The organism is Streptomyces sp. NPDC088707, assembly GCF_044752725.1.
Taxonomy (GTDB): domain Bacteria; phylum Actinomycetota; class Actinomycetes; order Streptomycetales; family Streptomycetaceae; genus Streptomyces.
On record NZ_JBIVLV010000002.1, the window covers coordinates 398444 to 413566 of the forward strand.

At 74.1% G+C, this 15123-nt stretch carries 9 protein-coding genes; 6 read left to right on the forward strand and 3 right to left on the reverse strand.

Annotation, left to right across the window (positions count from 1 at the left end; translation table 11 throughout):
- Positions 1-50 precede the first annotated feature (50 nt).
- The 3 genes from ACIP84_RS09185 to ACIP84_RS09195 are packed head-to-tail and all read left to right on the forward strand — an operon-like array spanning position 51 to position 4988.
- Positions 51-3530 (forward strand): adenylate/guanylate cyclase domain-containing protein, encoded by a 3480-nt coding sequence (locus ACIP84_RS09185; protein ID WP_401796435.1) that lies wholly within the window; start codon positions 51-53, stop codon positions 3528-3530.
- Positions 3527-4378 (forward strand): S8 family peptidase, encoded by an 852-nt coding sequence (locus ACIP84_RS09190; RefSeq protein WP_401796438.1) that lies wholly within the window; start codon positions 3527-3529, stop codon positions 4376-4378. The genes ACIP84_RS09185 and ACIP84_RS09190 overlap by 4 nt, the downstream gene beginning before the upstream one ends.
- Before the next feature lie 25 nt (positions 4379-4403).
- Positions 4404-4988 (forward strand): GAF domain-containing protein, encoded by a 585-nt coding sequence (locus tag ACIP84_RS09195; protein WP_355959067.1) that lies wholly within the window; start codon positions 4404-4406, stop codon positions 4986-4988.
- Positions 4989-5069: 81 nt separating this feature from the next.
- On the opposite strand, the gene katG is transcribed toward ACIP84_RS09195, so the two are convergent.
- A complete protein-coding gene (gene katG, locus ACIP84_RS09200; RefSeq protein ID WP_401796441.1) occupies positions 5070-7259 on the reverse strand; it encodes a catalase/peroxidase HPI in 2190 nt (729 codons plus the stop codon).
- Positions 7260-7507: 248 nt separating this feature from the next.
- Between katG and ACIP84_RS09205 the strand changes: the two genes are divergently transcribed.
- Entirely contained in the window at positions 7508-7963 is a 456-nt protein-coding gene (locus ACIP84_RS09205; RefSeq protein ID WP_401796444.1) for a Fur family transcriptional regulator, read from the forward strand.
- 102 nt (positions 7964-8065) lie between these two features.
- Here the strand turns inward: ACIP84_RS09205 and ACIP84_RS09210 are convergent, their stop codons facing one another.
- The gene (locus tag ACIP84_RS09210; RefSeq protein ID WP_401796447.1) at positions 8066-9688 is read right to left on the reverse strand and encodes a mucoidy inhibitor MuiA family protein; all 1623 of its coding nucleotides are present in this window, start codon (positions 9686-9688) and stop codon (positions 8066-8068) included.
- Between the two features lie 8 nt (positions 9689-9696).
- Positions 9697-11982, reverse strand: a complete 2286-nt coding sequence (locus tag ACIP84_RS09215) for a DUF4139 domain-containing protein (RefSeq protein ID WP_401796450.1) — start codon at positions 11980-11982, stop codon at positions 9697-9699.
- Between the two features lie 222 nt (positions 11983-12204).
- Here ACIP84_RS09215 and ACIP84_RS09220 point away from each other — a divergent pair, with 222 nt between their 5' ends.
- Both ACIP84_RS09220 and ACIP84_RS09225 read left to right on the forward strand, forming a co-directional pair.
- Complete coding sequence (locus ACIP84_RS09220) at positions 12205-13686, forward strand: glutamate--cysteine ligase (RefSeq protein ID WP_401796453.1); 1482 nt, start codon at positions 12205-12207, stop codon at positions 13684-13686.
- Positions 13687-13722: 36 nt separating this feature from the next.
- The gene (locus tag ACIP84_RS09225) at positions 13723-15075 is read left to right on the forward strand and encodes an MFS transporter (RefSeq protein WP_401796456.1); all 1353 of its coding nucleotides are present in this window, start codon (positions 13723-13725) and stop codon (positions 15073-15075) included.
- Positions 15076-15123 lie beyond the last annotated feature (48 nt).

The following is a 15123-nucleotide window of genomic DNA, read 5'->3' on the forward strand; positions in this document are numbered from 1 at the left end:
CGACGCCGTCCCTCCCCCCCTGTCTCTCCCCCCGTCCACCGGAGGAATCCATGCCCTGCGCCTCGTGCGGGAGCGCCCTGCCGCCCGGAGCCCGGTTCTGCCCCTCCTGCGGCAGCCCGTGCGCCCCGGGGCCGGCCACGGCCAGGCCGACGGGCCGCAAGGTGGTGACGGTCCTCTTCTGCGACCTGGTGGGCTCCACCGCGCTCTCCGGGGCGCTGGACGCCGAGACGCTGCGGTCGGTCACGCTCCGCTGGTTCGACCTGATGCGGCTGCGCATCGAGGAGCAGGGCGGCACCGTGGAGAAGTTCATCGGGGACGCGGTGATGGCGGTGTTCGGCGTACCGACGGTCCGTGAGGACGACGCGCGGAGAGCGGCGTCCGCGGCCCTGGCGATGAGGGAGGCGCTCGCCGGGTTCAACACGCGCCTGGAGGAGGCCGTGGGGGTACGACTTCAGATGCGCATCGGCATCAACACCGGTCAGGCGGTGACGGGTTCGGCCACGCAGCGGCAGGCGATGGTCTCGGGCGAGGTGGTGAACGTGGCCGCCCGCCTGGAACAGAACGCGGCCGCGGGGGAGATCCTGCTGGGTCCCGACACCCTCGCCGCCGCCGGGCCCGGCATCCTGACGACGGAGACGGGCCCCCTGCTCCTGAAGGGCAAGAGCGACCGCGTGGTGGCGCACCGCCTGATAGCCCTGGACGATGAGGACGGCCCCGAGGCACTGCGCCGCTTCGACGTCGGCTTCGTCGGCCGTGGGCACGAACTGACCATGCTGGACGAGGTGTTCCACCGGGTGGCGCGAAGGAGGCGTGTCGACCGCCTGGTGGTGGTCGGTGAGGCCGGCCAGGGGAAGACCCGCCTGGTACGCGAGTGGCTCCACCGCGCGACGGCCACGGGCCGGACGGACGGACGCGTGCCGCCGCTCTCCCCGCTCCCCGCTCCCGCCCCCTGTTTCGGCGTCGGTCGTTGCCGGGCCCGGGGCGAACAGCCCAGTCTGGGGGCGCTCGCAGACGCCGTGGCCGGGCTGCTCGAGAACGTCGGCGCGGTCGCGCCGTCCCCCGAACTCGACCTGCTCCATCAGGGTCTGCTCCTCGACGGGACTCCCCATCCCTCCCCGGCGGACACCTGCGCCGCGCTCGCCCGGGTTCTCGCCGAGCTGTCCGAGGAGAAGCCCGTCGTGCTGGTCGTCGACGACTGCCACTGGGCCGCACAGCCGCTGTTCGACGCCCTCGACCGGCTCCTGCGCGCCCTCGCCGACGCAGCCGTCCTGATCGTCCTGCTCACCCGGCCCCAGCTGTTCGACGTGCGGCCCGAACTCGCCCCGGGCGCCGTCCTGCTCGGCGGCCTCTCCGACGCCGAGGCGCAACTCCTCGCCGCCGAGCTGACGGGACAGGCCGCCGACGGCACGCCGCTCGCGCCACAGGTCCTGGCGCGGGTCGGTGGGAACCCGCTGCACCTGGAACAGCTGCTCGTCGCGGGGGACCCCGTCGACGCGGACAGCGTCCCGCTGCCCCTCCAGGCCCTGATCGGCGCCCGGATCGACGCGCTCGAACCGCCCGAACAGCGGGCCCTCGGCCTGGCGTCCGTCCTCGGCGGCGACTTCACCGCCGACGAACTCACGGCGCTCGCCGGACATCCCGCCGAGGCGTGGAACGAGTCAGAGCTGCGGACCACCCTCCACCGGCTCGTCCGGCACCGTCTCATCAGGCCGGACGGCAGGGCGTTCCGCTTCGCCGGCGGGCTGATCCAGGAGGTCGTCCACACCAGCCAGTCCAAGCAGGACCGCGCCGACCGGCACGAACGCGCGGCACGCCTCGACACGGTCCGGCGGCGCGGCAGCGCCGCGGTAGGGGCCCATCTGGAGCAGGCGTACCGCTACCGCGTCGAGCTCGGCGCCCAGGACGCGCACACCGACGGGCTTCGGCGCCGTGCCGCCGACGCCCTCGCGGAGGGCGGTCGTCTCGCGCTGGCCCACGCCGACCCCGTATGGGCCGCCGACCTGCTCGGCAGGGCCACGGTCCGGTACGCCGCCGGCGAGCCGGGCAGCGCGGCCACGCGACGGCGACTCGGCCAGACGCTGCTCGACCTCGGCCGCGTGACGGAGGGCCGGGCCCTGCTCGAAGAAGTCCTCGGCGACGTTCCGGCGGACGGCTGCGGCAGCGATGCGGTGGAGGCCGCACACGCCCGGCTCGGCCTGGCGTCGGCCGGAGGGCCGGCGGGCGGCGGGCCGGCGGGCGGCCGGTCGGACAACGGCCGGGCCGGGACGGGTCGACCTGCGGAGGAATCGCCCGCCAGGGACTCGGAGTCGGAGAACGGCCTCCCCGGGGTGAGCCCGGCGGACGGTACGCCCTCCGGGGAGCCGAGGACCGACGACGACAGCCACTCCAGGGAGCCGGTGACCGACGACGACGACAGCCCGTCCGGGCGCGGTCGGTTCGCTGCCGCCCCCGCAGTCCACGCTCGGCTCCCCATGCGCCGGACCACGCGCCGTATCGCCCCCGGGGGTGAGTCACCGGCCGAGGCCGCCGCCGCCACCCTGCCCGTGTTCGCCGCCGCCGGTGACGAGTTCGGCCAGGCACGGGCCTGCCTGCGGCTCGCCCAGCACGCTCAGGAGCAGGGCCGGCACCGGGAAGCCGAGCGGCTGCTCGACCGGGCCCTCGGCCATGCCGTACGGGCCGATGCCGAACCGGAACGGGCGGCCGCTCTCGGGGCCATGGGGGTGTCCCTCTGGCGCGGGCCTCTGCCCGTCGTGGACGCCGTGACCCGCTGCCGCGCCCTGCTCGCCGAGCAGGGGGCCGGCCGCCGGGCCGTGCGGCTGACGCTCAACTGCCCGCTGGCCGTCGTCCTGGCCCTCCACGACGACCGCGACGGCGCGCGCGCCTGCCTCGCGGAGGCCGAACGACTCGCCCAGCGGCTCGGCTACGCCGAGACCGACGCCTTCCTGCCCCTCTTCACCGCCACCGTCGACGATCTCGCCGGCCGCCGCGAGGAGGCCCTCCTCAGCCTGGAGCGGGCCGCGGGCGCCGCGCGGGCGCTCGGCGCGACCGGGCTCCTGCGCAGCGCCCTCCTCGACGCCACCCGCATCCGGCTCGACCTCGGCGACTGGCGTACCGCACACGACACCCTCGCCGAACTCGCACTGCCGGCAGGGCAGTCCGAATCGGCCCGGCCGCGCGCCGAGTCGGCCGACCTCGACGGCCTGCGTGCCCGGATCGCCGCGGCACGAGGGGAGGCCGCGACCGCCACCCGCCTGGCGGACCGGGCGGTCGCCACCGCCGTCCGTACCGACTCGCCCATCGTCCAGGGTCTCGCCGCACTCGACGCGGCCCGCACCGCTCTGGCGTTGGGACACACGCAGCACGCGGCCGAGGCGGCGGTACGCGCCCGGTGGAGCTTCGCCGCCAAGGGCCACCTCCCCGCCGCACGCGAGGCGGAGGCCGTCGTCCTGCGCTGCCAGGGCCGCCGGACCGACGGGATCCGTTCCGTCGGCGCGACGGCCGACGGAACCGGAAAGGACGCCCAGCGATGACCACCGGCCAGCGACCCGGCCCCGCCCCCGCCCCCGCCCCCGGACTCACCTGGGGTCTCCGGGGTCGCGGTCCCGACGACGTACCCGTGGAGGCCGACCATCCGCCCGAGCCGCCCGAGGGCGGTCTGCTCGGCGGGACCGGGCGTGGCGTGCGCGTCTGCGTGGTCGACTCCGGAGTCGAACGCGACCACCCCATGGTCGGCCCCCTCGCCCGCTCCTGGCGGGTCTTCAAGGACGACGAAGGCGTCCACGTCGAGGAGACCGACGAGGGCGATGCCTGCGGACACGGCACCGCCTGCGCCGGGATCATCCGCCGCACCGCCCCGGACTGCGAGCTGTCCAGCGTCCGGGTGCTCGGCGAGCGGTTCTCCGGCAGCGGGGACATCCTCCTCGAAGGGATCCGGTGGGCCGTCCGCCAGCGCTTCGACGTCGTGAACCTCAGCCTCTCCACCAGCCGCGACCGCTTCGTCGAGGAACTGCGCCGGCTCGCCGACGAGGCGTACTTCCAGCAGACCGTGATCGTCGCCTCCGCGCACAACACCCACGTGGAGAGCTTCCCCTGGCGGTTCTCCTCGGTGATCTCCGTCGGCAGCCACCAGGAGGACGACCCGGACCTCCACCTCTACAACCCCGAGCCGCCGGTGGAGTTCTTCGCCCCCGGCCAACGGGTGCAGGTGGCCTGGCTCGGCGGTACGTCGATCCGTACCTCCGGCAACAGCTTCGCCACCCCGTTCGTCGCCGGGCTCTGCGCGCGGATCCTGTCGAGCCGACCGCGTCTGACGCCGTTCCAGCTGAAGAACGCCCTGTACCTGTCCGCCGCCAACGTCCGTGTCCACGGCAGCCGGTAACGACCGGCGCCGGAAGGGAACCCCCATGGCTCAGACGATCGCCCCCGCCGTCCCCTCCGCACCCCGGCCCGATCCGGCCATGGCGGAGCTTCTGCAGTCGGTCGTGGACACCGCGCGCGCCATCTTCGGCGCCGAGGCGAGCTCCATCCTGCTCCTGGAGGCGGCGGCGGACGAACTCGTCTTCGAGGCCGTCTCCGGGCAGGGACAGGAGTTCCTGGTGGGCCGGCGCTTCCCCGCCGGCCGGGGGATCGCCGGCTGGGTCGCCGCCTCGGGCGAGCCGATGGTCGTCGACGACCTCCACGACAGCACGTCCTTCGACCGGGACGTCGCCCGGTCCACCGGCTTCGTGCCGAACGCCCTGATGGCCGCGCCGCTCGTGCACGGGGACCGCGTCCTCGGCGTGCTGGAGGTCCTCGACCCGTCCCCGCAGGCCCGGTCCAGCCTGTCCGAGCTCGACCTGCTGAGCCTCTTCGCCCGGCAGGCCGCCGTCGCCCTGCACGTCCTCACCACCCACGCGCCTCGCGGGGCGGAGCCCGCCGCCCCCGAGGACCCCGCGCGGGCCGAACTCCTGCGCCTCCTCGGGGAGGCCCGCCGTCTCCTGGAGGAGTGAGGGCCCGAGGGGCGGCGCAGGAGGCCTGCCCACGCCCGCCCCGGCCGGTTGCCGGGCGGCCGGGACAGGCCCGGGTGCGCGTCAGGAGAGGTCGAACCGGTCCAGGTTCATCACCTTGGTCCACGCCGCCACGAAGTCACGGACGAACTTCTCGCCCGCGTCCCGGGACCCGTAGACCTCCGACAGCGCGCGGAGCTGGGAGTTCGAGCCGAAGACGAGGTCGGCGGCGGTGGCCGTCCACCTGACCTCGCCGGTGCCGCGCTTCCGCCCCTCGTAGACGTTCTCGGTGGCCGTCGACGGCTTCCACTCCGTGCCCATGTCGAGCAGGTTCACGAAGAAGTCGTTGGTCAGGGACTCCGGCCGGTCGGTGAACACCCCGTGCTCGGACTTGCGGAAGCCGGTGTTCAGCGCCCGCATGCCGCCGACGAGGACCGTCATCTCGGGCGCCGTCAGCGTCAACAGGCTCGCGCGGTCCAGGAGGAGGGTCTCCGGCGACAGCTTCTCGCCCGCCCGGAGGTAGTTGCGGAACCCGTCCGCCCGCGGTTCGAGCACGGCGAACGACTGCACGTCGGTCTGCTCCTGCGAGGCGTCCGTGCGCCCCGGCGAGAACGGGACCGTGATGTCGTGACCCGCGTTCTTCGCGGCCTGCTCGACGGCCGCGCAGCCGCCCAGGACGATCATGTCGGCGAGCGAGATCCGCACCCCGCCGGACTGGGCGCCGTTGAACTCCCGCCCGATCCGGTCGAGGGCCGCCACCGTCTCGGTCACCTCGGGAAGGGCGTTGGACTCCCAGTCCTTCTGCGGTGCGAGCCGGATTCGTGCGCCGTTGGCGCCGCCCCGCTTGTCCGTGCCGCGGAAGCTCGCCGCCGACGCCCACGCGGTGGTGGCCAGCTGTGAGACGGAGAGACCCGAGTCGAGGATCCGGCGCTTGAGGCCGTCGACGTCCGCCTCCGTGACCAGCGCGTGCTCGACCGCGGGGACGGGGTCCTGCCACAGCTGCTGCTCGGGGATCCACGGGCCGAGGTACCGCGAGACGGGCCCCATGTCGCGGTGCAGGAGCTTGTACCAGGCGCGGGCGAAGGCGTCCGCGAGCTGGTCGGGGTTCTCGTGGAAGCGCTTCGCGATCGGCCCGTAGACCGGATCGAGCTTCAGCGCGAGGTCCGTCGTCAGCATGATCGGAGCGTGCCGCCTCGACGGATCGTGGGCGTCGGGCACCGTGTCCCGGGCCGCGGGGTCCGTGGGCGTCCACTGCTGGGCGCCGGCCGGGCTGGTCGTCAGCTCCCAGTCGTACCGGAAGAGGTTGTCGAGGAAGCCGTTGTCCCATGTCGTCGGCGCGGTCGTCCACGCGCCCTCCAGGCCGCTGGTGAGCGCGTCGGCGCCCTTGCCGCTGCCGCACGTGTTGCGCCAGCCGAGGGCCTGCTGCTCGATGGGGGCGGCCTCCGGCTCCGGACCGATGCACGTGGGATCGACCGCGCCGTGACACTTGCCGAAGGTGTGGCCGCCGATGATCAGCGCGGTCGTCTCCTCGTCGTTCATCGCCATGCGGCCGAACGTCTCGCGAATGTCCCGGGCCGCGGCGATCGGATCCGGATTGCCGTTGGGGCCTTCCGGATTGACGTAGATCAGGCCCATCTGCACGGCACCGAAAGGACCGGTGAGTTCCCGGTCGCCGCTGTAGCGCTCGTCTCCGAGCCAGGTGTCCTCGGGGCCCCAGAAGACCTCGTCCGGCTCCCAGATGTCCTCACGGCCGAAGCCGAATCCGAACGTCTTGAATCCCATGGACTCCATGGCGCAGTTACCGGCGAAAACCAGCAGATCGGCCCAGGAGATCTTCCGGCCGTACTTCTGCTTGACCGGCCAGAGGAGACGGCGCGCCTTGTCCAGGCTCGCGTTGTCCGGCCAGCTGTTGAGCGGTGCGAAACGCTGCGCGCCGGAACCGCCACCGCCCCGGCCGTCCTCGATGCGGTACGTGCCCGCCGCGTGCCAGCTCATCCGGATGAAGAGCGGCCCGTAGTGGCCGTAGTCGGCCGGCCACCAGTCCTGCGAGGCCGTCATCACCTCGAAGACGTCCCGCTTCAGCGCGTCGACGTCCAGGGTCGCGAACTCCGCCGCGTAGTCGAAGTCGTCGTCCATCGGACTGGCCTGGGGTGAGTTCTGGTGGAGGACCGTGAGGTCCAGCTGGTTCGGCCACCAGTCCCGGTTCGTCCTGGGACGCGTGTCCTTCGGGGCCGGGGAGGGGATTGCCGGGTTCTCGCTTTCGCTGCCGGACACGTACGTCCTTCTTCCTGTCGCGATGTTTCCGTCTGCCGACTGCATGCCCGTGACGTCGTCTGCTTTTCAGGTGTCGAGCACGGCGACTCGGCGTCCGTATGGTCGCGCACCGGGGACCGCACTGCTAAGAGAACACGCAGGGCACCGCCGCGTAACAAGCGGGCGGAATCCGAATAGGCGTCGAAGGACCGGTCCGGCGGCCGGTGGAGTTCCCGGTCCCGGAATTCATGCGAGAAGGGTGAAATCCTATGAGCGACCTGCTGGAGCGGCTGCGGGGGCGTGGCTGGAGGATGACCTCCCAGCGGCGTGTCGTCGCGGAGGTCCTCGACGGCGAGCACGTCCACCTCACGGCGGACGAGGTGCACGCCCGCGCCGCGGAGCGGCTGCCCGAGATCTCCCGGGCGACCGTCTACAACATCCTGGGCGAACTGGGCCGGCTCGGCGAGGTCGTGGAGGTCTCCGTGCACGGCCGGGCGAGGCGGTACGACCCGAACGCGCACCGCCCGCACCAGCACCTGGTGTGCTCCGGCTGCGGCACCGTCCGGGACGTCCACCCGACCGGCGACCCGGCGGCCGCGCTGGCCGCCCTCCCGGCCGAGGACCGGTTCGGGTTCACGGTGGCCGAGGCGGAGGTCACCTACTGGGGACTGTGCCCGGAGTGCGTGCCGGGCCGGGCACCGGGCACACCGAACTCCCCGCGGTGACCTCCGCCATCGGCCTCCGGCCCTTGGTCCTTCTGCCGCCTTCGGCCCATTGCCCCCGGCCCTTTGCCCTCGCCCCTCGGCCGCGCGCCGTCGGCGCCTCCGTCAGATCCCGGCGACCTTGGAGTTCGCCGACAGTTCGTACACCAGCGTGACCGTACGCCGCCCGCCGGGCGGCAGGGTGACGTCCCAGCGGGCGATGCCCTCCGCGTCGACCGCGTCGGGCGCCGGGGAACAGGCCTCCTTGCGGAGCCGTACCTCCACCGCCGAGACCTCCGAGACCGGGATCCGCTCCCGGAGCACGACCACCCGGTCGTCCGACTCCCCGGGAGCCGAGAACCGGGACACGTGCAGCCGGACCGTGCGGGTGACCACCGTCCGCTGGGTGAGCCCGGTGGTGTCCCGGGTCTCCTCCGTCTCCCGCACCACCCGGTGGTCGTCGCGGCTGCCGAAGGCGAGCTCGACCGGGGCGCCGGGGGTGGTGAACCCGAGCGTGCCCCGGCCGGCGAAGCCGCTGCCCCGGATCAGGTCGACGGGTCCGGCGAGCAGCACGTGCCCGGAACGGTTGTCGAACCGCGCCACCTGGGTGACCAGCGGAGACACCTCGGGCGAGCAGGAGTACTCGCTGCCGGCCGCCGCACTGAAGACGGAGAGCGGCACCCGGTGCGCGCGGCCGTCCGACGGCACGGACACCGGGGTGGGGGAGTGCAGCACCCGCGTCTCGCCGCCGTCGTCCACCCCGGGCAGCCCGAGGACCGGGACCGGCCCCAGGTCGCTGATGTCCTCCTCGCGCAGCTCGACGTCGACCGTGCGCCGCTCCGCCGCCGTACGGTCCTTGAGCGTCAGCCGGTCCTCGCCCAGCGACGGCGGGTCGGTGGCCAGCGCCGACCTGGCGGTCGACAGCGTCAGCTCGACGCCGGTCCAGTCCTCGCCCGTGCGCTGCCAGACCATCGCGTCGGTCTCCAGGCTCACGGAGCCGCCGTCGAGCACGGCCCGGTAGGCGGGCCGCCACAGCGCGCACGGGACGAGGTGGCTCAGGCGCAGCCCGACCGGCCCGGCGGCCGCGGCCTCCACGGTCAGCTCGATGTGGGCCACCAGCTCGGGGGGTTCTTCCTCGGTGGCTTCCATGGTCCGCCGGACCTCGCCGAGTTCGGCGGTCAGGGCGGACAACCGGGACTCCGCGGCGCGGAGTCGCTCACCGTGCGTGGCGCGCTCGGCGTCCACCCGGTCCAGTTCGCGGGTCCAGCGGGGCCCTTCGGCCTCCCCGGAACCGGCTCCCTCGCCGATGTCCCGCAGGACGTCGGTGGCAAGGCGGCCCAGCACGTCGAGCCGGGTCCGGAGCCGGTCGCGCCGCTGCTCCAGGGCCCTTCGCTCCTCGTCGAGGGCGTGGGCGCGGTGGCGCAGCGCGGAGTCGTCGGCGGCGGGCCGTCGGGGCGCGCGCGGCTCCCAGCTGCGGACGACGCGTAGGTCGAGCACGGTGGCCGGGTGACCGGAGGCCGACTCGGCATGGAGGGTACGGTCGACGGCCAGCGCACTGACGGGCCCGAGCCGCAGCCGCTGGACCCCGCCCACCAGGTCCAGCTCGACGGTGCGCTCGACGTGCGCGCGGTCCTCCAGGCAGGTGACGGCGGTGACAGGGGCGGCGGTGACGGGGGCGGGGGCCGCGGGCACGCGGGACGACGGCGCGGCCGTGCCGGCGCCGGTGATCGTCTTCGAGGCGGTGGACATGGTGTGTCTCAGCTCCTGCGGTTGCCGCCGACCAGGGCTTTGCCGGCCGGGATGCGGATCTCGTAGCCGCCGTCGAGGGCGGTGGTGCCACCGGCGGGCAGGTCCACGCGCCACACGCGGGTGCCCGGGGCGTGCTGCTCGGACGTCCCGCGCTCCTCGGGCGCCGTCCAGCCGGCCCGCTCCTCGATGCGTACCTCCGTGTCGGAGGTGACCGGCACCCGCTCGCGGATCTCGACCGTGGCCGGCCTCGCGAGCCCGTTGACCAGCTCGACGTGGACGCGGTGGTCGAGCACGGTGACGTTGTTCCGCAGGCCGGCGGTCGTCTCGTTCAGGTGCGTGCGGCGGGTGACCCGGATGCCCTCGGCCGGCCCGAGCCCCACCCGGCGTACGCCGCCGGGGGCGAGCGTGGGCAGCGCGGTGGTCAGCAGGAAGTCGTCGTCGACGGTGACCTCCACCGGGCCGGCGAGCAGCGCCTGGTCCGTGGCGTTGGAGAGGACCAGCGTCGCGTACACGGTCTGCTCCACGGAGGGCACGCAGAGGTACTCGGTGCGCAGACCGACCGGGATCTCCCCGACGGTGACGGTGTGCCAGGTGCCGTCCGACGGCACGTCGGCGCGGGCGGCGGCATCGAAGCGGTGGTCGAAGGAACCGGCCGACTCGCGCGGCCGCACCGCATGCCCGGGCAGCGGCAGCGAGGCCACGGCATCGGCACGACGGCGGTACTCGGCCGCCACCGCGTCGAAGGGCGAGGAGGGGAACAGCCGGCCTCTGCGGGCACTCGGCTCGTCGGGGCCGGACAGCACCAGGGAGGCGTAGTCGAGCTCGTCCCCGCTCGGCCGCGGCGGCCCGGGCGGCGGGGGAGGGGGCGGCGCGGGAGCGGCGGGGGCCATCGCCGCGGGGGCCGGGGCGCCCGCGAAGGACTGCCCGCCGCCGCGCGGCATGCCGCCGGGCTGGGCCGGCGCCCTGAGGGCGAAGTCGGGGGAGGCATCACGTCGGAAGGCCTCGGGGGCGGAGCCGTACCCGCCTCCCGGCGCCGGCGGGGGTGCGCCGTAAGCCTGTGGCGCCGGCGGGGGTGCGCCGTAGGCCTGTGGCGCCGGCGGGGGAATCGGCGGCCCGCCGGAGGTCAGCGGCGCGGGCGGCGGTACGGGATCGGCCACGAAGCCTCCCCCGGCCGCGACGGGCAGGGGAGCGCCGCCGCCGGCCGCCCCCGGCGCAGCGGCACCCGGTGCGCGGGGCGCGAGAGGGCGCGGGCCCGCTGACGCGTATCCGGCGAACAGGTCGGCGAGCCCCGCCGGAGGCTCGCGCCAGCCGGACGGAGCGGGGGCCGCCTGACGGCGTCCGATCCGGATCGAGCGGAGCTTCGGCAGATCGGTACGGCGCCGCAGATCGGCGGTGGCCAGGGCGATCCGTACCCCGGTCCAGTCCTCGCCGGTGCGCTGGGCGACCGAGGCGCGCAGCACCAGGCGGCCGGTGCCGTCGCCCTGACGGTGGGTGAGGCGGTAGGCCGGCACCCAGACGGCGCCCGGCACCCCGTACTCCAGCTCCACTTCGACCACCGGCTCCGCCTCGTCCTGCGGCCCACCCTCCACATCGGCGCCGCCCGCTCCCACGAGGGTCAGGACCGCGGACACCGTGGTCTCCACATGCGACGACGGAGTGGCGCTGGAAGCACGGGCGAGCCGGTCCGCCGCGACGGACAGCTCGTGCTCGGCCCGGAGCAGCTCCTCCTCCAGCTCGGCGAGCCGGGCGTGCAGTCCGGTGAGCCGGACGTCGACGAAGTCGGCGAGCTCCAGCCACGCGTCGACGGGGGTGCGGCGGTGCGGGTCGTCGCGCCTGCGGGCGGGCGGCACCGGACGCAGGCCACCGACCTCCGCGATCAGTCCCCGCTGCCGGTCCCGGCGCCCCTCAGCCGCCGCGTACGCGTCACGCAGCCGCTCTACCTCGCGACGCAACCCCTGCGGAGCGCCGGAGGCGGCGCCCAGCGGCTCGGCCTCGACCTCCACCCGGGCCTCGGTGACCCGTATCCCGGTGGCGCCCGGGACCCGGGCCCGCAGCGAGCCGGGGTCCAGCGAGCGCGGCAGCCCCGTGACGCGCACCCGGCCGTCCGGGGGCAGGGGACCCCGAGCCAGGCGGCGGCAGAGCGCCCCCTGCGCGTACACGACGACCGAGTCGAGGACCGATTCCCACGACGGCGCCGTCCCGCTCGTGCCCGTCGAGCCCGTGGTCCCGGTCACCCCGGTCGACCCGCTCGTCCCGGCCACCCCGGTCGTCGTTCCAGCCCCGTCAGCCGTCATCCGTCCCCGCCCCCGTCCCTGTCGCGCCGCCCTGCTTCGCCGGCGGTCTGACGAAGCCTACGCCCGGGCACCGACACGCACCGAGGGCTTTCCGGAGCGCCCGCCGCCGGGTGCACGGGTGCGCCGGGGGAGCTGGTTCCGGTCCGCTTCGGTGGTTGGCAGGCCCCGGGAGTGGGACGCTGGGTGGTGGAGGTCCGTGCCGACGAGACTCGGGAGGGCCCGATGGGACGTGACGTCCCGGCGCTGGAGTTCACCCGTGAAGACCGCCGCCGGTTCCGGAACAAGATGCACACGTGCCTCGACGTGTTCGCGCGCATGCTGCGCGAGTCGCGGTTCGACTTCGAGCGGCCGCAGGTCGGTCTGGAGATCGAGCTGAACGTCGTGGACGCCACCGGCGAACCGGCCATGCGCAGCACCGACGTCCTGGAGGCGATCGCGGATCCCGCCTGGTCCACGGAGCTCGGCCGGTTCAATCTGGAGATCAACCTCGAACCGAGGCGGCTCAACGCGGGCGGCGGCCCCGACTCCTGGGAACAGGAGATCCGTGACGCGCTCAACCACGCCGAGCAGCAGGCCGCCGGGATCGGCGCGCACCTGGTCATGATCGGCATCCTGCCGACCCTCGAACTCAAGGACGCGGGTCCCGCGTCGCTCTCCGAGAACCCGCGCTACCACCTCCTGAACGAGCAGATCTTCGCCGCCCGCGGCGAGGACCTGCTGATCTCCGTGGACGGCGTGGAGCGGCTGCGCACCCACGCGGAGACGATCACGCCGGAGGCGGCCTGCACCAGCACCCAGTTCCACCTCCAGGTGTCGCCGGACGAGTTCGCGGACTACTGGAACGCCGCGCAGGCCGTGGCGGGCGTGCAGGTGGCACTGGCGGCGAACTCGCCGTTCCTGTTCTCGAAGGAGCTGTGGCGCGAGACGCGCATCCCCCTATTCGAGCAGGCCACCGACACCCGGCCCGACGAGCTGAAGGTGCAGGGCGTGCGGCCGCGGGTGTGGTTCGGCGAGCGGTGGATCACCTCCGTCTTCGACCTCTTCGAGGAGAACGCGCGCTACTTCCCGGCCCTGCTGCCCCTCTGCGACGACGAGGACCCGGAGGAGACGCTCGCCGGGGGCGGAACCCCGGGGCTGTCCGAGCTCACCCTCCACAACGGCACCGTCTACCGCTGGAACCGCCCCGTCTACGACGTGGTCGACGGCGTCCCGCACCTCCGCGTCGAGAACCGGGTGCTCCCCGCGGGTCCCACCGTCGCCGACACACTGGCGAACGGCGCGCTCTACTACGGGCTGATCCGGGCCCTGGTCGACGAGGACCGGCCGGTCTGGTCGCGGATGTCCTTCGCGGCCGCGGAGGACAACCTGCACACCGCCGCCCGCCACGGCATCGACGCGCAGGTGTACTGGCCCGGCATGGGCGAGGTCCCGGTGACCGAGCTGGTCCTGCGGCGCCTGCTGCCGCTCGCGGACCGCGGGCTCGAACGGATGGGCCTTGAGGCGTCCCGGCGGGAGCCGCTCCTCGGGGTCATCGAGCAGCGGTGCGTCAGCGGCCGCAACGGCGCGCAGTGGCAGTCCGAGATGTTCCACCACATCCATGACATCGACCACGCGGACCGGCATCAGGCGCTGCGGCGGATGACACAGCAGTACATCGAGTACATGCACCTGAACGCGCCGGCGCACACCTGGCCGGTCGACTGACGCGTACGGCGGGGTGAGCCGGGGCAGGGCGTGATCATGACCGACACGCCTCCCGGGCACCACGACGCCACTTCCCGTGCCACCACGGCCCCGGCCACCACCCTCGAACCCGCGGCCGGGCCGCAACCACCCTCCTCCCGGCGCCCGTTACGTCAGCTGCTCGCGGCCTCCGTCGGCAACGCGGTGGAGTGGTACGACTGGTACGCCTACACCTTCCTGGCCGCCTACCTCGCGAACCAGGTCTTCCCCAAGACCTCGGGGAACTCCCTCGTCCCCCTCCTGTCGACCTTCGCCGTCTTCGCCGTCGGCTTCTTCATGCGCCCCGTCGGCGGACTCCTCATGGGCGCGCTCGCCGACCGGCGCGGCCGGCGGACCGCGCTCACCGCGACGATCCTGCTCATGGGCGGCAGCAGTCTGCTGGTCGGCCTCACCCCGACGTACGCCGCGGCCGGCGTCCTCGCCCCCGTCGTGCTCGTGATCGCCCGGCTCCTCCAAGGCCTGTCGGTCGGCGGGGAGTTCGCGGCCTCGACCACCTTCCTCGTCGAGTCGGCGGGACCCGGCCGGCGCGGTCTGTTCTCCTCCTTCCAGTACGTCTCCACCTCCGCCGGGCAGCTCGCCGCCTCCGGCATCGCCGCCCTGCTGGTCAGCCGGCTCGGCGAGGAGCAGATGAACGGCTGGGGCTGGCGGATCCCCTTCCTGCTCGGTGCCGTGTTCAGCCTCGCCGGCTTCTGGATCCGCCGGGGCGCCGAGGAGACCCGGAGCGCCGCCCAGCGCGAGGCTCCCCGCCCGGGCCTCTTCGAGGCCCTGCGCCACCACCCCCGCGCCTCGCTGCTGATCGGCGGCATCACGGCCGGCGGCACCCTCGCGTACTACACGTGGACCTCCTACCTGCCGACGTACGCGGAGCTCAACACCGGCATGGACAAGGCGGACGCGCTGCTGGCGGGGACCCTCTCCCTGGCGTTCTTCGCACTGCTGCAACCGGTCGGCGGACTGCTCTCCGACCGCTTCGGCCGCAAGCCGTCCCTGCTGTTCTTCGGGATCGGTTTCGCGGTCCTCGCCGTGCCGCTGCTGCGCGTGCTCGACGGCTCGTTCCTCTCCCTCCTGCTGGTGCAGTGCGCGGGCATGGTGCTGCTGACCGGCTTCACCTCGATCTCGGCCGCGGTGAACGCGGAGATGTTCCCCGCGCGCGTGCGGGCGGCCGGGATCGGCTTCCCGTACTCGCTGACGGTGGCGCTCTTCGGCGGCACGGCGCCGTATGTCGGGACACTCTTCAAGGAGTTGGACGTGCCCGGTCTCTTCCCCTGGTACGTGGCCGCCCTGTGTCTCGTCTCCTCGGCGGTGTACCTGCGGCTGCCCGAGACCGCCCACGGGGAACTGGACCGCTGACGCGGAGAGATGCCGACGGCCGGCGGCCCCGAGGGGGCCGCCGGCCTG

What these genes read in the sequence shown, in the direction of transcription:
- ACIP84_RS09185 (WP_401796435.1), top strand. Translation starts at nt 51, where the DNA reads ATGCCCTGCGCCTCGTGCGGGAGCGCCCTGCCGCCCGGAGCCCGGTTC.
- ACIP84_RS09190 (WP_401796438.1), top strand. Translation starts at nt 3,527, where the DNA reads ATGACCACCGGCCAGCGACCCGGCCCCGCCCCCGCCCCCGCCCCCGGA.
- ACIP84_RS09195 (WP_355959067.1), top strand. Translation starts at nt 4,404, where the DNA reads ATGGCTCAGACGATCGCCCCCGCCGTCCCCTCCGCACCCCGGCCCGAT.
- ACIP84_RS09205 (WP_401796444.1), top strand. Translation starts at nt 7,508, where the DNA reads ATGAGCGACCTGCTGGAGCGGCTGCGGGGGCGTGGCTGGAGGATGACC.
- ACIP84_RS09210 (WP_401796447.1), bottom strand. Translation starts at nt 9,688, where the DNA reads ATGTCCACCGCCTCGAAGACGATCACCGGCGCCGGCACGGCCGCGCCG.
- ACIP84_RS09215 (WP_401796450.1), bottom strand. Translation starts at nt 11,982, where the DNA reads ATGACGGCTGACGGGGCTGGAACGACGACCGGGGTGGCCGGGACGAGC.
- ACIP84_RS09220 (WP_401796453.1), top strand. Translation starts at nt 12,205, where the DNA reads ATGGGACGTGACGTCCCGGCGCTGGAGTTCACCCGTGAAGACCGCCGC.
- ACIP84_RS09225 (WP_401796456.1), top strand. Translation starts at nt 13,723, where the DNA reads ATGACCGACACGCCTCCCGGGCACCACGACGCCACTTCCCGTGCCACC.